At 64.9% G+C, this 21,064-nt stretch carries 17 protein-coding genes; 12 read left to right on the top strand and 5 right to left on the bottom strand.

Annotated elements, in window-relative coordinates; all coding sequences use genetic code 11:
• Nucleotides 1-10 precede the first annotated feature (10 nt).
• Genes IVA81_RS31525 through IVA81_RS31515 form a run of 3 tightly spaced genes read right to left on the bottom strand, consistent with a single transcriptional unit; the run spans nt 11 to nt 3,135 of the window.
• The gene (locus tag IVA81_RS31525) at nt 11-922 is read right to left on the bottom strand and encodes an NAD(P)-dependent oxidoreductase (RefSeq protein WP_247325294.1); all 912 of its coding nucleotides are present in this window, start codon (nt 920-922) and stop codon (nt 11-13) included.
• 12 nt (nt 923-934) lie between these two features.
• Complete coding sequence (locus tag IVA81_RS31520; RefSeq protein WP_247325292.1) at nt 935-2,185, bottom strand: Zn-dependent hydrolase; 1,251 nt, start codon at nt 2,183-2,185, stop codon at nt 935-937.
• A 32-nt stretch (nt 2,186-2,217) separates the two neighbouring features.
• Nucleotides 2,218-3,135, bottom strand: a complete 918-nt coding sequence (locus tag IVA81_RS31515; RefSeq protein ID WP_247325290.1) for a LysR family transcriptional regulator — start codon at nt 3,133-3,135, stop codon at nt 2,218-2,220.
• Nucleotides 3,136-3,255: 120 nt separating this feature from the next.
• Between IVA81_RS31515 and IVA81_RS31510 the strand changes: the two genes are divergently transcribed.
• The 6 genes from IVA81_RS31510 to IVA81_RS31485 all read left to right on the top strand — a co-directional run bounded on the left by IVA81_RS31510 (nt 3,256) and on the right by IVA81_RS31485 (nt 8,833).
• On the top strand, nt 3,256-4,071 hold the full coding sequence (locus IVA81_RS31510) for a putative hydro-lyase (RefSeq protein ID WP_247325288.1): 816 nt from the start codon (nt 3,256-3,258) through the stop codon (nt 4,069-4,071).
• Between the two features lie 88 nt (nt 4,072-4,159).
• Nucleotides 4,160-5,404: an ABC transporter substrate-binding protein gene (locus IVA81_RS31505; protein ID WP_247325287.1), complete on the top strand. Its 1,245-nt coding sequence runs from the start codon at nt 4,160-4,162 to the stop codon at nt 5,402-5,404.
• Between the two features lie 196 nt (nt 5,405-5,600).
• Nucleotides 5,601-6,434 carry a branched-chain amino acid ABC transporter permease gene (locus IVA81_RS31500; protein WP_247326038.1) on the top strand — a complete coding sequence of 278 codons (834 nt, stop codon included), beginning with the start codon at nt 5,601-5,603 and terminating at the stop codon, nt 6,432-6,434.
• On the top strand, nt 6,434-7,417 hold the full coding sequence (locus IVA81_RS31495) for a branched-chain amino acid ABC transporter permease (protein ID WP_247325285.1): 984 nt from the start codon (nt 6,434-6,436) through the stop codon (nt 7,415-7,417). The genes IVA81_RS31500 and IVA81_RS31495 overlap by 1 nt, the downstream gene beginning before the upstream one ends.
• Nucleotides 7,414-8,145 (top strand): ABC transporter ATP-binding protein, encoded by a 732-nt coding sequence (locus tag IVA81_RS31490; RefSeq protein ID WP_247325284.1) that lies wholly within the window; start codon nt 7,414-7,416, stop codon nt 8,143-8,145. The genes IVA81_RS31495 and IVA81_RS31490 overlap by 4 nt, the downstream gene beginning before the upstream one ends.
• Nucleotides 8,129-8,833, top strand: coding sequence for an ABC transporter ATP-binding protein (locus IVA81_RS31485; RefSeq protein ID WP_247325283.1), 705 nt, complete (start codon nt 8,129-8,131; stop codon nt 8,831-8,833). Before IVA81_RS31490 ends, IVA81_RS31485 begins: the two co-directional genes overlap by 17 nt.
• Before the next feature lie 123 nt (nt 8,834-8,956).
• On the opposite strand, the gene IVA81_RS31480 is transcribed toward IVA81_RS31485, so the two are convergent.
• Complete coding sequence (locus tag IVA81_RS31480) at nt 8,957-9,643, bottom strand: aldolase (RefSeq protein WP_247325281.1); 687 nt, start codon at nt 9,641-9,643, stop codon at nt 8,957-8,959.
• 104 nt (nt 9,644-9,747) lie between these two features.
• Between IVA81_RS31480 and ltnD the strand changes: the two genes are divergently transcribed.
• From ltnD to IVA81_RS31450, 6 genes are all read left to right on the top strand, one after another.
• Nucleotides 9,748-10,665 carry an L-threonate dehydrogenase gene (gene ltnD, locus IVA81_RS31475; RefSeq protein WP_247325280.1) on the top strand — a complete coding sequence of 306 codons (918 nt, stop codon included), beginning with the start codon at nt 9,748-9,750 and terminating at the stop codon, nt 10,663-10,665.
• Nucleotides 10,666-10,676: 11 nt separating this feature from the next.
• Nucleotides 10,677-11,459, top strand: a complete 783-nt coding sequence (gene otnI / locus IVA81_RS31470) for a 2-oxo-tetronate isomerase (RefSeq protein ID WP_247325279.1) — start codon at nt 10,677-10,679, stop codon at nt 11,457-11,459.
• Nucleotides 11,456-12,733 carry a 3-oxo-tetronate kinase gene (otnK, locus tag IVA81_RS31465; RefSeq protein ID WP_247325278.1) on the top strand — a complete coding sequence of 426 codons (1,278 nt, stop codon included), beginning with the start codon at nt 11,456-11,458 and terminating at the stop codon, nt 12,731-12,733. Before otnI ends, otnK begins: the two co-directional genes overlap by 4 nt.
• A gap of 166 nt (nt 12,734-12,899) precedes the next feature.
• Nucleotides 12,900-14,591 carry a methyl-accepting chemotaxis protein gene (locus IVA81_RS31460; RefSeq protein ID WP_247325277.1) on the top strand — a complete coding sequence of 564 codons (1,692 nt, stop codon included), beginning with the start codon at nt 12,900-12,902 and terminating at the stop codon, nt 14,589-14,591.
• 248 nt (nt 14,592-14,839) lie between these two features.
• Nucleotides 14,840-18,019, top strand: a complete 3,180-nt coding sequence (locus IVA81_RS31455; protein ID WP_247325270.1) for an efflux RND transporter permease subunit — start codon at nt 14,840-14,842, stop codon at nt 18,017-18,019.
• On the top strand, nt 18,006-19,202 hold the full coding sequence (locus IVA81_RS31450; protein WP_247325268.1) for an efflux RND transporter periplasmic adaptor subunit: 1,197 nt from the start codon (nt 18,006-18,008) through the stop codon (nt 19,200-19,202). The genes IVA81_RS31455 and IVA81_RS31450 overlap by 14 nt, the downstream gene beginning before the upstream one ends.
• 152 nt (nt 19,203-19,354) lie before the next feature.
• Here IVA81_RS31450 and IVA81_RS31445 read toward each other — a convergent pair whose 3' ends face one another.
• Nucleotides 19,355-20,863 carry an acetyl-CoA acetyltransferase gene (locus IVA81_RS31445; protein ID WP_247325267.1) on the bottom strand — a complete coding sequence of 503 codons (1,509 nt, stop codon included), beginning with the start codon at nt 20,861-20,863 and terminating at the stop codon, nt 19,355-19,357.
• Nucleotides 20,864-21,064 lie beyond the last annotated feature (201 nt).

Below are 21,064 nucleotides of genomic sequence, written 5' to 3'. Positions count from 1 at the left end.
GTTGGTGCTCTTATGCCTTCACGATCCGGCGGCAATGGACCCATGCCGCTTCAATCAGGTTTTCGCTGGCCTCCGGCGTGCGGAAGGCCGAGTGCGCCGACAGGGTCACGTTCGAAATCTTCGTCAGCGGATGATCGCCGGGCAGGGGCTCGGTGTTGAAGACGTCAAGGCCGGCATGACGGATATGGCCTGACTTCAGCGCCTCGATCATCGCCTGCTCGTCGACGATCGCGGCGCGGGCAGTGTTGACGAGGATCACGCCAGGCTTCATCGCAAATATCTTCTCGCGCGTGATCATGCCGCGCGTCTCGTCGTTGAGCAGCAGATGCAGCGAAACGACGTCGCTCCTGGCCAGCAGTGTGTCGAGATCGGTGAACTCCACGCCGGGATGGCTCTTCGGCGAGCGGTTCCAGGCGATCACCTTCATGCCGCTGCCCGACGCGATGCGCGCGACCTCTGCGGCGATGCCGCCGAACCCGATCAGCCCGAGGGTCTTGCCGGTGAGCTGCATGCCGTCCTCGCGCAGCCAGTTGCCGCCGCGCATCTCGCGATCCATCATCGCGATGACGCGGGCAGAGGCCCACATCAGCGCGATCGCGGATTCGGCGACCGCAGTGTCGCCGTAACCCTTGATCAGATGCACGGAGATGCCGAGCTGGCTGAGCTCCTCCGGGTTCATGTAGCTGCGCGCGCCGGTGCCAAGGAAAACGACGTGCTTCAGTCCGGTGCACTTCTTCGCCACGTCGGTCGGCAGCGCGGTGTGATCGACGATCGCGATCTCGGCGCCGTCGAGGATCTCGGGATATTGCTCGGGCTTGATGTCGGGATTCCTGTGAATCCGTACCTTGGGATCATCAGGCTGCTCCAGCCGCTCCATGATCGCGGCCAAGGTTTCATTGGCGTCGACGAATACTCCGCGCATGGCTCTCTCCGGTCAGGACGCGACGCCGGCGATCGCCAGCACGGTATGCATGAGAACGTTGGTGCCTGCGGCGCAGTCCGGCTGCGTGGCGTCCTCGAGCTCGTTGTGGCTGATGCCGTCCTTGCAGGGCACGAACACCATCGCGGCAGGCATGACGGTATTGAGGTTGCAGGCGTCGTGGCCGGCGCCGGAGGTGATGCGGCGAGAGGAATAGCCGAGCGTCTTCGCCGCGTTCTCGACCGCCGCGATGAGCTTGGGGTCGAAATGCGTCGGTGGCTTGCGCCAGACCAGATCGATCTTGACCTCGACCTTGCGGCGCGCGGCAATCTCGGCAATCGCGGCGCGCAGGTCGCGATCGAGCGCATCCATGATGGCGCCGTCCGCGCTGCGGCAATCCATGGTGAAGGCGATCTCGCCGGGAATGACGTTGCGCGAGGGACTTGCGATGACGGCTTCGCCAATGGTGCCTACGGCGTTCGGCCCGTGCTTCTTCGCGATGGACTCCATCGCCAGAACGATCTCCGACAGCGTCGCGAGCGCATCGCGCCGCAGCGGCATCGGCGTCGAGCCCGCGTGGCTCTCGAAGCCGGAAATCTTGCCGTCGTACCAGAGCACGCCCTGGCCGGAATCGACAACGCCGATGGTCTTTCCTTCGGCCTCCAAGATAGGGCCTTGCTCGATGTGCAACTCGACGAAGCAGCCGAGCTTCTGAAAGCCGACCGGCTTGTCGCCGCGATAGCCGATGCTGTCGAGCGCTTGGCCGACGGTCGTGCCCTCGACGTCCTTGCGCGACAAGATGTCGTCGGTGGTGAAGTCGCCGACGTAAGCCGCGGAGGCCATCATCGCAGGTGCGAAACGCGATCCTTCCTCATTGGTCCAGTTGACGACGCAGATCGGCGCTTCGGTTTCGATACCGGCATCGTTCAGCGTGCGGATCACCTCCAGCGCGCCGAGCGTGCCCAGGATGCCGTCATACTTGCCGCCGGTCGGCTGCGTGTCGAGATGCGAGCCGATGCCGACAGGCGGCTTCGACATGTCGCGGCCCTTGCGCAGGCCGAACTGCGATCCGAGCGCGTCGACGTGGACTTCGAGCCCGGCGTCTTCGCAGGCCTTGCGGAACCAGTCGCGCACCTGCTTGTCTTCGCTGCTCAGCGTCAGCCGCCGCACGCCGCCTTTGGCCGTCGCGCCAAACTGCGCGGTCTCGTGGATGGAGCCCCAGAGACGGGCGGAATCGATTTGCAGATTGGTGGCGGCTCGGCTCATGCGGTCGTTCTCTCTTTTGTCCGGCGCCTGTTTCAATGACGCGCCAGCGCGGGCGCGTCAACCGCGAGGCTGCTCTGCGCAATCTGCCGAGCCAGCTCGGCGACGCGCTCCACGGCGACGACGTCGGGTGAGGCGAGCCAGCTCGCAGTGAAGGTCAGCGGTGCGATCGCAAGATCGGTGTCGAGCAGTTGCAGCCGCCCGTCGGCAATCTCGTTCTCCACAATGGCGTCGGGGATCACGGCGACGCCGAGCCCTTCCACCGCCATGTGGATCACGGTCGCAAGCGAGGCGGAGGCGTGCAGCCGGATCGGCGGCAGCTCGGGGCGGTCGAATACCTCGCGCACGACCTCGTAAGGCTTGGTCTTGCGCGGGAAGGTGATGATCGGAAACCGCGCGAGCTCCGCCGGCGTCACCGGGCCATTGCCAAGGCCGAGCGAGGGACTTGCGAGGAAGCCGATTGGGTAATCGGCAAGCACACGATTGTGCACGCCGGAAGCGGACAGAGGGCCGACGACGAAGGCAAGCTCGATCTCCTGTGCGAGGAGGCGCGCAGTGAGGTTCGGCGTGATGTCGACTTCGATCTCCAGCGACAGGTTTGGATAGACCTGGTTCACGCTCTTCACCAAGCGCGGCAGCCAGGTGTGCACGATGGTCTCGGCGACGCCGAGCCGCATCACCCCGCGCATTGCCGAGCGGTCGCCGATCTCCGCCATCATCTGAGCGCGCAGGCCGATCAACTTCTCCGCATAGACCATCATCTGCCGGCCGCTTGGGGTCGGAGAGGCCACGCGGTGATCGCGGTTGAGGAGCTTTACGCCCATCTCGCGCTCGAGCTGGGCGATGCGCTGGGAGATCGCCGGCTGGGTCGTGTTGAGCCGTTGGGCGGCGCCGCGGAAGCTGCCGAGCTTCACAACCCAAAGGAATGTCTCGATCGACCTGAAGTCCAGCATTGGAAGGATTTTCCCAATCGATAAATTGGATTTATCGAGATTGATTAGAAACGACGATTAGACTTTATAGCACGCTTGGTGTTGGCTTGTCCTTGTCGAGTTTATAGGCAGGTCGATTACATGACTGTTTTGGTGGCAGCGCAGCAATCTGAAACGCCCGACGCCCTTCCGAGCCGCAAGGCCCGCCTCGCCTATCGCGAGGGGCTGGTCGCTTCCACCGCCGGGGTCGCCCCCGGTTTCGTCCAGGGCAATCTGGCGATCCTGCCTGCGGAATATGCCGGCGCCTTTCACCGCTTCTGCCAGCTCAATCCAAAGCCGTGCCCGATCATCGGCATGTCCGATGTCGGCAGTCCGCACATCCCCTCGCTCGGCGCCGACCTCGACATTCGCACCGACGTGCCGCGCTACCGCGTCTGGCGCGACGGGGAGGTCGTGGACGAGCCGACCGACGTGACGAAGCATTGGCGCGACGATCTCGTCACCTTCGTGCTCGGCTGCTCCTTCTCGTTCGAAGAAGCGCTGCTTGACGAGGGTATGCCGATCCGCCACATCGAGAAGAACGTGCGCGTGCCGATGTATCGCACCAGCATCGCCTGCGGCGAGGCCGGGCCGTTTGCCGGCCCCATGGTGGTCTCGATGCGCCCGTTCAAGCCGGCTGACGCGATCCGTGCGGTGCAGATCACCTCGCGCTACCCGGCCGTGCACGGTGCGCCCGTGCATCTCGGACATCCGCATCTGATCGGCATCAAGGACATCGCCAAGCCCGACTATGGCGATCCGGTGCCCGTCGCCGACGACGAGATTCCGGTGTTTTGGGCCTGCGGCGTGACGCCGCAATCAGTGATCAACGCCGCCAAGCTGCCGTTCGCCATCACGCATTCGCCCGGCCTGATGCTGGTGACGGATCTCAAGAACAGGACCATGGCCGTGATATAGTAGGCAGCATCTGCTGCTTGTTCGGGCTTTACCGCATCCATCGGTCGCTTCATTCGATCAGCCAAATTCAATAACAGGGGACTTTGCCATGACGATCACTCGCCGCGACGTGTTGTTAGGTGCCACCGCCACCGCTGCGCTGGTGCCCCTCGCTGCACGCGCACAGACTTCGGAAGTCGTGATCGGCGTAATCTATCCGTTCTCCGGCGGCAGCGCGCAGCAGGGCGTCGACGCGCAGAAGGCCTATGAGACCGCGCTCGAGGTCATCAACAAGGACACCGATTTCGACCTGCCGCTGGCCAAGGGCGAGGGCCTGCCGGGCCTCGGCGGCGCCAAGGTCCGCCTCGTGTTCGCCGACCACCAGGCCGATCCGCAAAAGGGCCGCGCCGAAGCCGAGCGCCTGATCACGCAGGAGAAAGTCAGCGCCATCATCGGCACCTATCAGAGCGCCGTCGCCGTCACGGTCAGCCAGATCTGCGAGCGCTACCAGGTCCCGTTCGTCTCCGCCGACAACTCCTCGCCGAGCCTGCATCGCCGCGGCCTCAAATATTACTTCCGCGCCGCGCCGCATGACGAGATGTACTCGGCCGCAATGTTCGACTTCTTCGATGCCATGAAGAAGAAGGGCACCAAGATCGAGACGCTGTCGCTGTTCCACGAGGACACCATCTTCGGCACCGATTCCGGCAACGCCCAGGCCAAGATCGCCGGCGAACGCGGCTACAAGATCGTCACCGACATCAAGTATCGCGCCAACTCGCCCTCGCTCTCGGCCGAGGTGCAGCAGCTCAAGTCTGCGAATGCCGACGTGTTGATGCCCTCGAGCTACACCACCGACGGCATTTTGCTGGTCAAGACCATGGCCGAGCTCGGCTACAAGCCGAACGCGATCGTGGCGCAGGACGCCGGCTTCTCCGAGAAGGCGCTCTATGATGCCGTCGGCGACAAGCTCCAAGGCGTGATTTCGCGCGGCACCTTCTCGCTCGACCTCGCGCAGAAGCGCCCGATGGTCGGCAAGATCAATGACATGTTCAAGACGCGGTCGGGCAAGGACTTCAACGATCTCACCTCGCGCCAGTTCATGGGCCTGATCATCCTCGCCGACGCCATCAGCCGCGCCAAGTCGACGGACGGCGAGAAGATCCGCGATGCGCTGGCGGCGACCGACATCCCGGGCGATCAGACCATCATGCCCTGGAAGCGCGTCAAGTTCGACGAGATGGGCCAGAACAACGACGCCGACCCGGTGCTGCTGCAATATGTCGGCGGCAAGTTCGTTACCATCTTCCCGCCGCAGGCCGCGATCGCCGAGGCGATCTGGCCGATGAAGTAAGCGTTTCGGAGAGCGGGAGCCAGACTTAGCTCCCGCCCTCATCCTGAGGAGCGGGCGTAGCCCGCGTCTCGAAGGACGAGGGTGGGCCCATCCTTCGAGACGCGCGCTGCGGAGCGCTCCTCAGGATGAGGGCATATTGTGGGGGACGACTTTGACAGCCCAAGCCATTATCCAGAGTCTCGCAAGCGGTCTCCTCATGGGCCTGCTCTACGGACTGATCGCGGTCGGCCTCGCGCTGATCTTCGGCCTGATGGACGTCACGAACTTCGCCCATGGCGAGTTCCTGATGATCGCGATGTACCTGTCCTTCTTCCTGTTCGCGTTCTTCGCCATCGACCCCTTGCTGTCGGCGCCACTGGTCGCCGCGGGGCTCTTCATCTTCGGGGCGGTGATCTATCTCTTGATTGTACGCTTCGCCATGCGGGCCAAGGCCAATGCCGGCATGGTGCAGATCTTCACGACCTTTGGCCTTGCCATCGTCATGCGCGGCCTCGCGCAGTTCTTCTTCACGCCGGACTATCGCAGCATTCCGCAGTCCTGGCTCGGCGGTAAAACCATCTCGATTGCCGGCATCTTCCTGCCGGAGCCGCAGCTGGTCGGTGCGCTGGTGTCGATCGCGGCCTTTGCCGGCCTCTACTTCTTCATCCACCGCACCGATTTCGGCCGCGCGATCGAAGCCACCCGCGAGGATCCCGGCGCGGTCGCACTGGTTGGCATCGACAAGAACCGCGTCTTCGCGTTCGGCTGGGGCCTTGGCGCTGCGCTCGTCGGCCTCGCCGGTGCGATCATGGCGAGCTTCTTCTATATTTATCCTGATGTCGGCGCGTCCTTTGCCCTGATCGCCTATGTCACCGTGGCGCTCGGCGGCTTCGGTAGCGTGTTCGGCGCCTTTGCCGGTGGCATCATCGTCGGCCTCGTCGAAGCCACCACCGCCCTGGTGCTGCCGCCGTCGCTGAAATCGGTCGGCATTTACGCGGTCTATCTGCTGGTCGTCTTCATCCGGCCGCGCGGCCTGTTCGGATCGATATGATGGACAAGGATTTTGCAGCGCGGCGCCGCCGCGACCTCATCATCGCCGCGGTGCTTGCCGCGATCGCCGCGCTCACGCCATTGTTCGTGAAGGACGTCGTCGTCCAGAACATCCTGATCCTGACGCTGATGTATGCGGGACTGTCACAGAGCTGGAACATCCTGTCCGGCTATTGCGGGCAGATCTCGCTCGGGCACGCGCTGTATTTCGGCCTGGGTGCCTACACCACCGAGCTGCTGTTCACCAAGTTCGGCGTACTGCCCTGGTTCGGCATGCTGGCGGGCGGCGTGGTGTCGGCGCTGATCGCGATGGGGCTCGGTTATCCCTTCTTCCGCCTGCGTGGCCATTACTTCGTGATCGCCACCATCGTCATCGCCGAGATCGGCCTGCTTCTGTTCCATAACTGGGAATGGGCCGGCGCGGCGATGGGCATCACCATTCCGATCCGCGGCGACAGCTGGCTGAAATTCCAATTCCTGCGCACCAAGCTGCCGTATTTCTATTTCGCGCTGGCGCTGTGCTGCCTCGCCTGGTTCGTCACCTGGTGGCTGGAAAACTCCAAATGGGGATTCTGGTGGCGCGCGGTGAAGGACAATCCGGACGCGGCCGAGAGTCTCGGTGTTGACGTGTTCAATTCAAAGATGGGCGCGGCCGCCGTCTCCGCCTTCCTGGTTGCTGTCGGCGGCAGCTTCTACGCCCAGTTCGTCTCCTACATCGATCCCGAAAGCGTCATGGGCTTCCAGTTTTCGCTGCTGATGGCGCTGCCCGCCGTGCTCGGCGGCATCGGCACCCTGTGGGGGCCGGTGTTAGGGGCCGCCATTCTGATCCCGCTGACTGAGCTGACGCGCTTCAAGTTCGGCGGCTCGGGGCGCGGTGTCGATCTCATTGTCTACGGTACGCTGATCGTCCTGATCTCGCTGGCCTTGCCGAGGGGACTGCTGAGCCTGTTTTCGCGACCGAAGAAGACGGGAGCCGCACGATGACGCCGCTTCTCGAAACCCGCGGCGTCTGGCAGCGCTTCGGCGGCCTCGTCGCCAACAGCGACGTCTCGATCTCGGTCGGCCGCGGCGAGATCGTCGGCCTGATCGGTCCCAACGGCGCCGGCAAGTCGACGCTGTTCAATCTGATCGCCGGTGTCTTGCCGCCCACCCAGGGATCGATCTGGTTCGACGGCGAGGACGTCACCCGCATGCCGGCGGCGGAGCGCTGCCAGCGCGGCGTCGGTCGCACGTTCCAGGTGGTCAAGAGCTTTGAGACCATGACTGTGATCGACAATGTCATCGTCGGTGCGCTCGTGCGCAACACGGTGATGCGCGAGGCCCGCCGCAAGGCGCATGAGGTGCTGGAATTTACCGGCCTTGCCGCCCGTGCTGACGTGCTCGCGAGCGATCTCGTGCCGGCCGAGAAGCGCCGCCTCGAAGTCGCCCGTGCGCTTGCGACCGAACCGAAGCTGCTGCTGCTCGACGAAGTCCTCACCGGCCTCACGCCGACCGAGGCACAGACCGGGGTCGCGCTGGTGCGCAAGGTGCGCGATGCCGGCATCACCGTTTTGATGGTCGAGCACGTCATGGAAATCGTGATGCCGCTGGTCGACCGCGCCATCGTGCTCGACCTCGGCAAGGTGCTGGTCGAGGGCAAACCCGCCGATGTCGTCCGCGATCCCAAGGTGATCAGCGCATATCTGGGAGATCGTCATGCTCAGCGTGCGTGAAGTCACGACCGCCTATCAGGGCCTGGTCGCGATCTCCGCGGTCTCGATCGAGGTCCAGAAGGGCGAGATCGTCTGCGTGGCCGGCGCCAACGGCGCGGGCAAGTCGACGCTGCTCAAATCCATCGCCGGTGCCGAACGCCCGCGTTCGGGCACCGTGACGTTCGACGGCAAGCGCCTCGACGGCATGGCGCAGCATCACATCACCGCCACCGGCATCGCCTATGTCCCGGAGAACCGCCGCCTGTTTCCGCGCCTGTCGGTGCGCGACAATCTCCGCCTCGGCAGCTATCTCTACCGTGGTGATGCGGACCGCGAGGGGCCGCTCGATCTCGTCTTCCAGCTGTTTCCGCGCCTGTCCGAACGCCTTGAGCAGCGCGCCGAGACACTGAGCGGCGGCGAGCAGCAGATGCTGGCGATCGGCCGTGCGCTGATGACGCGTCCGCGGCTTCTGATGCTGGACGAGCCCTCGCAGGGCATCATGCCAAAACTGGTCGACGAAATCTTCCAGGCGGTGAAGCGCATCCGCGACGCCGGCATGACCGTCTTGATCGTCGAGCAGCGCATGGCCGAGTGCCTGGAGATCGCCGACCGCGCCTACATCCTGCAAACCGGCCGCGTGCTGATGCAGGGCGCAGCGAGCGAGATCAAGGGCAATCCGGACGTGCGCAAGGCGTATCTGGGGCTGTAACGGCAGGAAAGATTTCGTAGGGTGGGCAAAGCGAAGCGTGCCCACGCCTTCCAAAGACGTGGGCACGGCGCTGCCGCGCCTTTGCCCACCCTACGGCATTGTCGCAACGGTGATGTACGTGGCTCAGTGCCCGTGCCCATGCTCCGGCAGCGCCACTCCGAATACCTTCACCAGATCCGTCACCTGCTCCGGCGACAGATACCGCGGGTTCATCCCGCGGAGCAGAAGATACAGCTTCGCCGTCTCCTCCAGTTCCTCGGTCGCGAACACCGCGGCTTCCAGCGTGTCGCCGGCGACAACAGGGCCGTGATTGGCGAGCAGCACCGATGAATATTTCCCCGCCAGTCCCTTGATCGCGTCCGCGACCGCGGGATCGCCGGGGCGGTAATAGGGCACGAGCGCGGTGGCGCCGCATTTCATCAGGTAATAGGCCGTCATCGGCGGCAGCGCGGCGCGCGGGTCGATCTCGGGCAGCATCGAGAGCGCGACCGAGTGGGTGGAATGCAGATGCACGATCGCCCTCGCACTCCCACGCGTGTCGTAGAGCGCATTGTGCAGCGGAACTTCCTTGGTCGGCGCATCGCCCGAAACCAGCCGGCCCTGATCGTCGAGCCGCGACAGCTTTGCGGGATCGAGGAAGCCGAGCGAGGCATTGGTCGGTGTCACCAGCCAGCCGCCGCGGTCCAGCCTGACGCTGATGTTGCCGGAGGATCCTGGCGTCAGTCCGCGCTCGAACAGGGACCGTCCGAAGCGGCAGATGTCCTCGCGCAGCCGGGTCTCGTTGCTGTTTTCAGTCCTCATGGCCGTCATGTCCGCTTGTCTCACGCTTTGGCAGCGCGGCCAAGCCGTGTTATCGGTTCGGCGAGCCGCTGCAAAGGGCGGCCGTCCGGGAAACGTTCGCAAGGATCAGTTGCATGTCCGCCTCCACGCCACAAAATCAGCGCATCGCCGTCGTCGGGCTCGGCTCGATGGGATTCGGTATGGCGACCTCGCTGAAGCGCGCCGGTCATGCCGTCACCGGCTGCGACGTCTCGGCGGATGCCGTCGCGCGCTTCGTGAAGGATGGCGGCGCGGGTGCGAAGACCCCGGCCGAAGCGGCCAAGGATGCCGATATCGTCGTCAGCGTTGTCGTCAATGCGGCGCAGACCGAGACGATCCTGTTCGGCAAGGACGGTGCCGCCGAGACCATGCCCGCAGGCGGCGTCTTCTTGTCCTCCGCCACCATGGATCCCGACGTGGCGCGACGTCTTGCCAAGCAGCTCGAGGCGACAGGCCGGCATTATCTGGACGCGCCGATCTCCGGCGGGGCGCAGCGCGCCGCGCAAGGCGAGCTGACGATCCTGGCCTCCGGCAGTCCTGCCGCGTTTGCAAAAGCACGCCCCGCGCTCGATGCCATGGCCGCAAAGCTCTACGAGCTCGGCGATGCCGCCGGCCAGGGCGCCGCCTTCAAGATGATCAACCAGTTGCTCGCCGGCGTGCACATCGCCGCCGCCAGCGAAGCGATGGCGTTCGCTGCCAAGCAGGGCCTCGACATCCGGAAAGTGTACGAGGTGATCACGGCCTCGGCCGGCAATTCATGGATGTTCGAGAACCGCATGCCGCACGTGCTCGACGGTGACTATACGCCGCGCAGCGCAGTCGAGATCTTCGTCAAGGATCTCGGCATCATCCAGGACATGGCGCGCAGCGCCAGATTCCCGGTGCCGGTCTCCGCTGCCGCGCTCCAGATGTTCTTGATGACGGCCGCCGCCGGCATGGGCCGCGACGACGACGCGTCGGTGGCGCGCATGTATGCGCAGGTCACCGGCGTCAAGCTGCCCGGCGACAAGTAAGGGGGACTCCGATGCCGCGTTTTGCCGCCAATCTCTCGATGATGTTCACCGAGGTGCCGTTCCTCGATCGCTTCGATGCCGCTGCGCAAGCCGGCTTCACCGCGGTCGAGTTTCTCTTTCCCTACGATCATCCGGCCGAGGCGGTTGGCGAGCGGCTCAAGCGCAATGGGCTGACGCAGGCGCTGTTCAACCTGCCGCCGGGCGACTGGAATGCCGGCGAGAAGGGCTTTGCCGCGCTCCCTTCGCGCTTCTCCGATCTCAAGGCGAGCCTGGAGACCGCGCTGCCTTACGCCAAGGCGACCGGCGTCAAGCGCCTGCATCTGATGGCCGGCATCGCCAACCGCGGCGAGCGCGCCGCGATCGAGGCGTTCTACAAGTCGGTGGCGTGGGCCGCCGAATTCTTCGCACCCCACGGCATCGATATCGTGATCGAGCCGATCAATGCACGCAACGTGCCCGGCTACTTCCTCAACGATTTCGGTTTCGCGCGCGACCTGATCCAGGAGCTGAGACTTGCGAACCTGAAGCTCCAGTTCGACATCTATCACTGCGGGATCATTCACGGCGACGTCACCATGCGCCTGCGCGAGATGATGCCGATCATCGGCCACATCCAGATCGCCAGCATCCCCTCGCGCAACGAGCCTGACGGCGAGGAGCTGAACTATCCGTTCCTGTTCACCGAACTCGATCGTCTCGGCTATACCGGCTTCGTCGGCTGCGAATACAACCCGCGCGGCAAGACCACCGACGGTCTTGCCTGGTTCAAGCCTTACGCTGGAGTGAAGCCGTGACACTTGCGTTGGGCTGCATCGCCGACGATTACACCGGCGCCTCCGATCTCGCCAACACGTTGACGCGCGCGGGTCTGCGCACCGTGCAGACCATCGGCGTGCCCGCGGACGATCTGGCACTGCCCGAGGTCGACGCCGTCGTGGTGTCGCTGAAAAGCCGCTCGATCGAGGCGGGCCTTGCCGTGTCGCGCTCACGCGCGGCGGAGACATGGCTGCGCGGCCGCGGCGCGGGCCACGTGCTGTTCAAGATCTGCTCGACCTTCGATTCCACAGATGCCGGCAATATCGGCCCGGTGATGGACGCGCTGCGCGCCGACTGCGGCGAAGCTGCCGTTCTGGTGACGCCGGCGTTCCCGGAGACCGGCCGCACCGTCTATCAGGGTAACCTCTTCGTCGGCGCCCTACCGCTCAACGAGAGCCCGCTGAAGGACCATCCGCTGAACCCGATGCATGATTCCAACCTGGTGCGCGTGCTCGCGCGCCAGAGCAGGACGCAGATCGGTCTCGTCGACCTCGCCACCGTCGCACGCGGCGCGGATGCCGTGCGGGCGCGGCTGGCCGAACTCGCGAGCAAGGGCATCGGCGCCGCCATCATCGACGCCGTGTTCGACCGCGACCTCGAGACCATCGGTCTCGTGGCCGGCGAACATCGCTTGTCGGTCGGTGCCTCCGGCATCGGCCTCGGGCTTGCGCGCGCGCTGGTGTCGACGGGCAAGGTCAAATCGGCTGCTGCGAGCAGCGTGGCAGGCGCGGCGGTCGGCGGACCGGCGGCCTGCCTTGCCGGAAGCTGCTCGCAGGCGACGCTTCAGCAGATCGCCAATGCCGAACGCGTCATGCCGGTGTTACATCTCGACCCGGAGCAGATTGTCTCAGGCCGGGGCGAAGCGCCGCGCGCGCTCGCCTGGGCCCGGCCGCTTCTGGCGGATGGTCCTGTTCTGATCGCTTCGAGCGCGACACCGGAAGCCGTTGCCGCGGTTCAGGCACGCCACGGCCGCGATGCGGCCGGGCATGCGATCGAGCAGGCCATGGCCGACATCGCCGAAGGCCTGGTGCAGGCCGGCGTCCGGCGCCTGATCGTCGCGGGTGGCGAGACGTCTGGTGCCGTGGTCGACCGGTTGAAGATTCCTGGATTTCTCGTCGGAGTAGAGATCGCCCCGGGTGTCCCGGTCTTGCGCGCGGTCGGTGCGGACGCGGGCGAGATGTTGCTTGCCCTCAAATCGGGCAATTTCGGCGGCGCGGAGTTTTTCACGGACGCGCTTGGCCTCATGCGCTGAGCGCAGGGCATTCTTAGCTGCCCGTTCATTTGTTTCTGGCTTCCGTACTCGTACGGAGTCTTAGTTAACATCTGCTCAGGTGCTCTGGTGTTGGATGTCGGCGCTGCTCCTTTTGGTTGATTCGTAATTCCCGGACCCACGCCGGCTCCAGCACAAAGAGACAACTATGCTCGCCACCATTTCCATCCGCGCCAAGATCATCAGTGTCGTGGCGTTCCTGCTGGTCGCGATGGCCGGCATGGGTCTGCTCGCCGTCATGAAAATGCGGTCGATGAATGCCAACACCGTCGACATAACCACTAGTTGGATGCCGAGCGTCCGGGTGCTGGGCGATCTTCGCGCCGGCGTGATCACCTACCGCAATGTGATCCGCGAGCACATGCTGTCGGAGACTCTCGAAGAGAAGCTCGCGTCGGAAAAGACGCTGGCAACGGTGATCGAAGCCAACACCAAGTTCCGTCAAGCCTACGAGCCCCTGATTACCTCGCCTGAAGAGCGGGCGCTTTACAGCGAGTGGTCGAAGCTGTGGGACGAGTACAAGAAAGGCACCCAGGAAGTCATGGCGCTCTCGCGCAAGGAGGCCGGCAAGGTCCCGCACGAGGCGCATGAGTTGAATACCAAGACCGTCAACAAGATCGGGCTGCAAGCCGATGAGGTCTTGCGCAAGGACATCGAGCTCAACACCAAGGGCGGCGAACAGGCCGCTCTGGATGCCGCCGACAGCTACGCCTATGCCTTTATGCTGGTTTCGGTCATTCTCGGCGTCGCTGTCGTGATCGGCATTGGTCTCAGCTTCTATCTTGTCCGCGACGTCTCAAACGGCATCAATTCCATCACCGAGCCGATGCAGGCGCTGGGTAAGGGCGACCTTTCGGCCGAAGTCCCGCATCGCGGCGAGAAGACGGAGATCGGCGCCATGGCCGACGTGCTCCAGATTTTCAAGGAGGCGCTGATCGCCAAGAAGGCCGCGGACGAGGCTGCGGCCGCGGATGCCGAAGCCAAGATCGAGCGCGGCCGCCGCGTCGACAACATCACCCGCGAATTCGAAACCATGATCGGCGAGATCGTCCAGACCGTGTCGTCGGCTTCGACCCAGCTGGAGGCCTCCGCCTCGACGCTGACATCGACCGCCGACCGCTCCCAGAGGCTGGCGACCACCGTTGCCGGCGCTTCGGAGGAAGCCTCGACCAACGTGCAGTCGGTGGCCTCGGCGACCGAGGAGATGGCCTCGTCGGTCGGCGAGATCAGCCGTCAGGTGCAGGAATCGGCGCGGATGGCGGGCGATGCCGTCGGCCAGGCGCGCGCCACCACCGAGCGCGTCAGCGAGCTGTCGAAGGCAGCATCCCGCATCGGCGACGTCGTCGAGCTGATCAACACCATCGCCGGCCAGACCAATCTGTTGGCGTTGAACGCGACCATCGAAGCCGCACGTGCCGGTGAAGCCGGCCGCGGCTTCGCGGTGGTGGCCTCCGAGGTCAAGGCGCTCGCCGAGCAGACCGCGAAGGCGACCGGCGAGATCGGCCAGCAGATCGCCGGCATCCAGGCGGCGACCAACGATTCGGTCGGTGCCATCAAGGAGATCTCCTCGACCATCGAGCGTCTCTCGGAGATATCGTCGGCGATCGCTGCGGCGGTGGAAGAGCAGGGCGCGGCGACGCAGGAGATCGCCCGCAACGTGCAGCAGGCCGCGCAGGGCACCCAGCAGGTCTCCTCCAACATCACCGACGTGCAACGCGGCGCAACCGAGACTGGCACGGCCTCTTCGCAGGTGCTATCGGCGGCGCAAATGCTGTCGAATGACTCGGGCCGGCTGAAAAACGAGGTCAGCAGATTCCTGACCAACGTGCGCGCGGCGTAATCGAACACCATCGTTGCAAAAAACGAGCGGCGCCAGAAGCGCCGCTCGTTTTTCTTTCTCTGAACGCGGTCCGTGCGGCCTGACATCGACCGCGCATAGCTGCGATGTCGATTTCGCAGTGCGGTAGCAGGGAAGTGAATGCGGGATAGCCGCGAGTCATTAGCGTTTCCTGCAGTGCTCAGGTAAAGGGGAAAGGGATCCCCGCGGGGGCGGATTCCTTCCTTGCTTGACCTGGATTTGCCTGGCGCATGATTGCTCTGGTCCGTATTGCTCTGAGCCGGCCCTATACGTTCGTCGTGCTCGCGCTTCTGCTGCTGATCATCGGACCGCTCGCGGCGCTGCGGACCCCGACCGACATTTTCCCGGACATCCGCATTCCCGTGATCGGCGTGGTCTGGCAGTACACCGGCCTGCCGCCCGATCAGATGTCCGGCCGTATCACGACGCCATTTCAGCGCGCGCTGACGACGACGGTCAACGACATCGAGCACATCACGGCCAATTCCTACAACGGCTTTGGCATCATCAAGATCTTCTTCCAGCCCAACGTCGACATCCGCACCGCCAACGCGCAGGTCACCGCGATCTCGCAGACGCTGCTCAAGCAGATGCCGCCGGGCGCGACGCCGCCCTTGATCCTGAACTACTCGGCGTCCACCGTGCCGATCATCCAGGTGGCGTTGTCGGGTGATGGCCTCACCGAGCAGAACCTTGCCGATATCGGCATCAACCAGCTCCGCACGCCGCTGGTCACCGTGCCCGGCGCCGCGATTCCCTATCCGTTCGGCGGCAAGCAGCGCCAGGTCCAGATTGATCTCGATCCCACCGCGCTCCAGGCCCGCGGCCTGTCCGGCCAGGATGTCGCCAACGCGCTCGCGGCCCAGAACCTGATCACGCCGGTCGGCACCCAGAAGATCGGCCAGTTCGAGTACAACATCCAGCTCAACAACTCGCCGCTCAGGATCGAGGAGCTCGGCAATCTGCCGATCCGGACTGTTAACGGCGCGATGGTCTATGTGCGCGATGTCGCCACCGTCCGCGACGGCAATCCGCCGCAAACGAACATCGTCCATGTCGACGGCAACCGCTCCGTGCTGATGATGGTGCTGAAAGCGGGCGCGACCTCGACGCTCGATATCATCGCCGGCATCAAGCAGAAGGTCATCGACGTCAAGGACCAGCTCCCCGACGCGCTCAAGATCGGCTTCATCGGTGACCAGTCGGTGTTCGTCCGTGGCGCGATTCAAGGCGTCGCGGTCGAGGGCGTGATCGCGGCGCTGCTCACCAGCGTCATGATCCTGTTGTTCCTCGGCAGCTGGCGCTCGACCATCATCATCGCGGTCTCGATCCCGCTGTCGGTGCTGGGCGCCATCATCATGCTGTCGGCGATCGGAGAGACGCTGAACATCATGACGCTCGGCGGGCTCGCGCTCGCGGTCGGCATCCTCGTCGACGACGCCACCGTGACGATCGAGAACATCAACTACCATCTGGAGCAGGGCAAGCCGGTCGAGCAGTCGATCCTCGACGGCGCCAACCAGATCGTGACGCCGGCTTTCGTGTCGCTGCTCTGCATCTGTATCGTGTTCGTGCCGATGTTCTTCCTCACGGGCGTTGCGCGCTTCCTGTTCGTGCCGATGGCGGAAGCCGTGATGTTCGCGATGATCTGGTCGTTCATCCTGTCGCGCACGCTGGTGCCGACCATGGCGAATTACCTCTTGCAGGCGCATGTCCATCACGAGGGTGGGCCGCCGAGATCACGCAATCCTTTGGTCTGGTTCCAGCGTGGCTTCGAGGCGCGGTTCGAGCGTATCCGCGGCGGCTACCATGACTTCCTTCGGCTCGCGCTGGGGCACCGTGCGGTGTTCGTGATCGGCTTCATCTGTGTCGTCGGCGCGTCCTTCGCGCTGGTGCCGTTCCTCGGGCGCAACTTCTTTCCCGCCGTCGATGCCGGTAACATCCTGATGCATGTCCGCACGCAAGTCGGCACCCGCGTCGAGGAGACCGCGAACCAGCTCGCCGACGTGCAAAAGGCGGTCCGCAAGCTGATCCCGGGCGAGATCGAGACCATGACCGACAACATCGGCATGCCGATCTCCGGCATCAACATGACCTACAACAACACCGGCGTGATCGGCCCGCAGGACGGCGATATCCAGATCAAGCTCAAGGAAGGTCACAAGCCGACCGAAGAGCATGTGCGCGTGCTGCGCGAGCAATTGCCGCGGCTGTTCCCCGGCGTCAGTTTCGCGTTCCTGCCGGCCGACATCGTCAGCCAGATCCTGAACTTCGGTGCGCCGGCGCCGATCGACCTGCAGATCCGCGGCGCCAATCTCAGCGCGAATTTTGCCTACGCCAACAATCTGCTGGCCAAGGTCCGCAAAATTCCCGGCGTTGCCGATGCGCGCATCCAGCAATCGCCGAACGCCCCGACCTTCAACATCGACGTCGACCGCACCCGCGCGCAATATGTCGGCCTGACCGAGCGCGACGTCACCAACAGCCTCGTGGTCAATCTCGCGGGCTCCTCGCAGGTGGCGCCGACCTACTATCTCAACCCCGACAACGGCGTGTCCTACTCGATCGTGATGCAGACGCCGCAATACCAGATCGACTCGCTCAGCGCGCTGCAGACGCTGCCGATCACCGCCGCCGGCAATGCGCAGTCGCCGATCCTTGGCGGCATCGCCGACATCAAGCGTTCGTCCTCGAGCGCGGTGGTCTCGCAATACGACATCCAGTCGATGGTGCAGATCTTCGCGACGACCTCAGGCCGCGATCTCGGCGCGGTCGCCGCCGATATCCGCCAGGTGATCGCCGACACCGCCAAGGAGGTGCCGAAGGGCTCCTCGGTGGTGCTGCTCGGCCAGGTGCAGACCATGAACAGCGCCTTCACTGGCCTGTTGTTCGGCCTATTGGGCGCCGTCGTGCTGATCTACTTCCTGATCGTCGTAAACTTCCAGTCCTGGTCCGATCCGTTCGTGATCATCACCGCCCTGCCGGCCGCGCTCGCCGGCATTGTCTGGATGCTGTTCACGACCGGGACCACGCTGTCGGTCCCCGCGCTGACCGGCGCCATCATGTGCATGGGCGTTGCCACCGCCAACAGCGTGCTCGTGATCTCCTTCGCGCGCGAGCGCTACGAGGCGCTCGGCGATCCCGTCGCGGCCGCGCTGGAAGCCGGCTTCGTCCGGTTCCGCCCGGTGCTGATGACCGCGCTCGCCATGATCATCGGCATGGCGCCCATGGCTTTGGGCCTCGGCGAGGGCGGCGAGCAGAACGCGCCGCTCGGCCGTGCCGTGATCGGCGGCCTGGTCTTTGCAACCTTCGCCACGCTGATGTTTGTCCCCGTGGTGTTCAGCATGGTACACAAGAAACAAGGCGCCACAGCCGCCGCCCCATTGGAGACTTCGCATGTCGCCCACTGAACCCCGCTCCCCGGTCTCGCACCGGAAACTGGGCATCTTCGGCGTGGTGGTGCTGATTGCGGCCGGTCTCGTCGTCGGCACCGGCATCCGCGCCCGCGAGGAGCAGGGCTCCAGGCTAAAGGAATGGACCGATGATCAGGCCGTTCCCAGTGTCGCGGTGACCCAGCCCAGCGCCAAGGCGCTCAACGCCACCATCGATCTGCCGGGCCGGCTGGAAGCCTATTATCGCGCCCCGATCTTCTCGCGCGTGTCGGGTTATCTCAAGAGCTGGAGCGCCGACATCGGCGCCCGCGTCAAGGCAGGGCAGGTGATCGCCGAGATCGAGGCGCCGGACCTCGATCAGCAGCTCTTGCAGGCCCGCGCCGACCTCGCCAGCCAGCAGGCCAGCGCAAGGCTGTCGGAGGCAACGCTGAACCGCCGCAAGACGCTGGTCGCCTCCAATTTCGTATCGGCGCAGGAGATCGACGAGCGCACCGCCGACCTCTCCAACAAGAACGCCGCCGTCAATTCGGGCAAGGCCAATGTCGAGCGGCTGGAAGCGCTGGCCGGCTACAAGAAGATCACGGCGCCGTTCGACGGCGTCGTCACCGCGCGCGACACCGACGTCGGTGCGCTGATCAATGCCGGCGGCGGCTCGGGCCCGGCGATGTTCGTGGTCTCCGACATCACCAAGCTGCGCGTCTACGTCAACGTTCCCCAGAATTACGTGCCGGCGATCAAGATCGGCGCCAAGGCGACGATCGCACTGCCGGAATATCCGAACCGGACCTTCCAGGCGACGGTGGAAGCCTCCTCCCAGGCTGTCGATGTTGCCTCCGGCACCACGCGCATGCAGCTCGGGCTCGACAATTCCAGTGGCGAGCTGATGCCCGGCGGCTATGCCAGCGTGAAGCTGAATCTCCAGCGCGACTCCGCACCGCTCAGCATCCCCGCCAGCGCCCTGATCTTCAACAGCAACGGCCTGCGTGTTGCCACCGTCGGGCCGGACGACAAGGTGTTGTTCAAGCCCGTGACCATCGCCCGCGATCTCGGCCGCGAGATCGAGCTGGCGTCGGGGATCGCAGCGGATGACCGCGTCATCACCGCACCGCCGGACGGCCTCTCCGACGGCGATGCGGTGCGCGTGGTTGGCGCCAAGGCCAAGCCGGCGACCGCATCTGAGAAGCAGGCGCCGAAGGGCTAGGGGAGTCTCGTGCCCCGGATGCAGCGCAGCATGGAATGATGCGCTGCTGAACCGGGGCCCATCTCTCCTAGCGGTACACGTTGCTGCTTTCTGGGTCCCGGCTCTGCGGAGCGGCATTGCATGCCGCACCGCGTCCGGGACACGAGAGCGAGCTACGCCACCCGCCACTCCGGCACGCCGTCCGCAGCCATCGCGATGTCGCCGAGCGAACCCACCGGTGTGCGATCCATGTCGAGCAGACGCCCCAGCGTCGCGCTGTCGCCGGCCGGGATCCGCGCCAGCGTGCGCCGGTCGTCCTCCGTCCGCAGCATCACCACGCCGTGCTCGACATCGCCGCCGCGGCCATAGAGCACCGTAAAGCTCTCGACCTTGCCCTTGCCCGAGGCCTCGTTAACGAACTCCGGCACCGCGCGCTTGTTACGGTCGGCCTCTGCCTGCACACTGGTCTCCTGCGCCAGCGCCTCGCGCGGCGGCGCCTTCGACACCACCAGCGCGTGATGCTTGGTGACGAAACCGCCCTGGCCGTAAAGCAGGCCCAGCTTGGCGCCGTCGCGTACACGCCGCACCATCGCGCAGGCTGCATGCGTCATGTAGGTGTTGAGCGGCGCGCCGAAGAAGGTGAGGCCGCCGGTCACGGTCGGCTGCACGTCGGCACCAAGCCCAAGCGTCCGCCGCGCCATCTTGGGCACGCACGGGAAGCAGCTGTAGAGCTCGATCGCGTCGAACCTCTTGCCGTCGCCGCCGGCGAGATCCATCACGGCCTTGAGCACCGCGTTCTGCGGATGGCTCTCGTAGAACTGGTCGCGCAGCAGATAGTCGCGGGGCTCTTCCGCCGAGGCGCCGCCGAGCGGATAGACTAATTTGTCTTCCGCAATGCCGGCCGCGCGCGCCTTGGCGAGGCTGGTGAGCAGCAGCGCGCCTCCCATGTTGACGCTCGGGTTGGCAACCATGAGCTTGTTGTAAGGCCATGCGATCAGACGATTGTCCGCGGTCGGCGTCGTGATCTCCTCAGGCGCATAGCGCCGCTTCAGCCAGGCGTTGGGATTCTGCGCGGCGGCCTCCGAATAGCGCGACCACAGCGTGCCGGATTCCGCCATCGCCTCGCGCGGCGGCTGGCCCCAATGCGCCGAGGAGGCCGCCTCATAGAAGGGATAGACCGTGACGGGCCGGAATACGCCGAGCTTCACCGCCAGCGGCTTCTGGAATGCCGCGCCGCGCTTGGGCTCCTCGACGTCATGTGCGAACGGGGTCCATGGCAGCTTCGCGCCCGCGCGTTCGGCTTTGGTCGCAGTCGACTGCGCCTCGGCGCCGCAGATGGCGGCGACGGTGCATTCGCCGCGCGCGATGCGCTTGGCCGCTTCGTGGATGTAGCGGATCGGGCTCTCGCCGCCGACCGGGCCGTAATAGCAATGCGAGGGCGAGATGCCGAGGCGTTGTGCCAACAGCCTCTCCGGATCGCGATAGCGCCAGCTCAGGAAGTTGACGACGTCGAGCGACTGCACCTCACTAAGCAGCTTTGCGCCGGCATCAGCCTCTGCGCGCCGCAGCGCCTGCTCGAGCAGGTCGAGCGGCTCGAGGCCGTCGGTGATCTCCTTCGGGCGGTCGACGATCTCGCCGACGCCGACGATGACGGGGATGCGATCTTCTCGTGTATCGGTCATTTCTTCTTGCTTTACTTTCTAGGTCTTTGGCACGCCGTCGCCCTTCGAGGGCCGCTGAAGAAGCGGCCACCTCAGGGTGACGGCTACAGATACAGCGTCATCCTGAGAGCTTGTGACCCTATGAGTTGCGGGCGCGCTATTTGGCTCGGTGGGACGATAGCAATCGGGCGGTAGGCCTCAAGGTTGGTGGGATTTGCTCAC

Source organism: Bradyrhizobium sp. 141 (assembly GCF_023074055.1).
Taxonomy (GTDB): Bacteria; Pseudomonadota; Alphaproteobacteria; order Rhizobiales; family Xanthobacteraceae; genus Bradyrhizobium.
The sequence above is the reverse complement of the archived record's forward strand: the minus strand, read 5'-3'. Positions and strand labels throughout refer to the sequence as shown.

What these genes read in the sequence shown, in the direction of transcription:
- IVA81_RS31525 (WP_247325294.1), bottom strand. Translation starts at nt 922, where the DNA reads ATGCGCGGAGTATTCGTCGACGCCAATGAAACCTTGGCCGCGATCATG.
- IVA81_RS31455 (WP_247325270.1), top strand. Translation starts at nt 14,840, where the DNA reads ATGATTGCTCTGGTCCGTATTGCTCTGAGCCGGCCCTATACGTTCGTC.
- IVA81_RS31505 (WP_247325287.1), top strand. Translation starts at nt 4,160, where the DNA reads ATGACGATCACTCGCCGCGACGTGTTGTTAGGTGCCACCGCCACCGCT.
- otnI (WP_247325279.1), top strand. Translation starts at nt 10,677, where the DNA reads ATGCCGCGTTTTGCCGCCAATCTCTCGATGATGTTCACCGAGGTGCCG.
- IVA81_RS31495 (WP_247325285.1), top strand. Translation starts at nt 6,434, where the DNA reads ATGGACAAGGATTTTGCAGCGCGGCGCCGCCGCGACCTCATCATCGCC.
- IVA81_RS31510 (WP_247325288.1), top strand. Translation starts at nt 3,256, where the DNA reads ATGACTGTTTTGGTGGCAGCGCAGCAATCTGAAACGCCCGACGCCCTT.
- IVA81_RS31480 (WP_247325281.1), bottom strand. Translation starts at nt 9,643, where the DNA reads ATGACGGCCATGAGGACTGAAAACAGCAACGAGACCCGGCTGCGCGAG.
- IVA81_RS31515 (WP_247325290.1), bottom strand. Translation starts at nt 3,135, where the DNA reads ATGCTGGACTTCAGGTCGATCGAGACATTCCTTTGGGTTGTGAAGCTC.
- IVA81_RS31445 (WP_247325267.1), bottom strand. Translation starts at nt 20,863, where the DNA reads ATGACCGATACACGAGAAGATCGCATCCCCGTCATCGTCGGCGTCGGC.
- IVA81_RS31460 (WP_247325277.1), top strand. Translation starts at nt 12,900, where the DNA reads ATGCTCGCCACCATTTCCATCCGCGCCAAGATCATCAGTGTCGTGGCG.
- IVA81_RS31450 (WP_247325268.1), top strand. Translation starts at nt 18,006, where the DNA reads ATGTCGCCCACTGAACCCCGCTCCCCGGTCTCGCACCGGAAACTGGGC.
- IVA81_RS31500 (WP_247326038.1), top strand. Translation starts at nt 5,601, where the DNA reads ATGGGCCTGCTCTACGGACTGATCGCGGTCGGCCTCGCGCTGATCTTC.
- ltnD (WP_247325280.1), top strand. Translation starts at nt 9,748, where the DNA reads ATGTCCGCCTCCACGCCACAAAATCAGCGCATCGCCGTCGTCGGGCTC.
- IVA81_RS31490 (WP_247325284.1), top strand. Translation starts at nt 7,414, where the DNA reads ATGACGCCGCTTCTCGAAACCCGCGGCGTCTGGCAGCGCTTCGGCGGC.
- IVA81_RS31485 (WP_247325283.1), top strand. Translation starts at nt 8,129, where the DNA reads ATGCTCAGCGTGCGTGAAGTCACGACCGCCTATCAGGGCCTGGTCGCG.
- IVA81_RS31520 (WP_247325292.1), bottom strand. Translation starts at nt 2,185, where the DNA reads ATGAGCCGAGCCGCCACCAATCTGCAAATCGATTCCGCCCGTCTCTGG.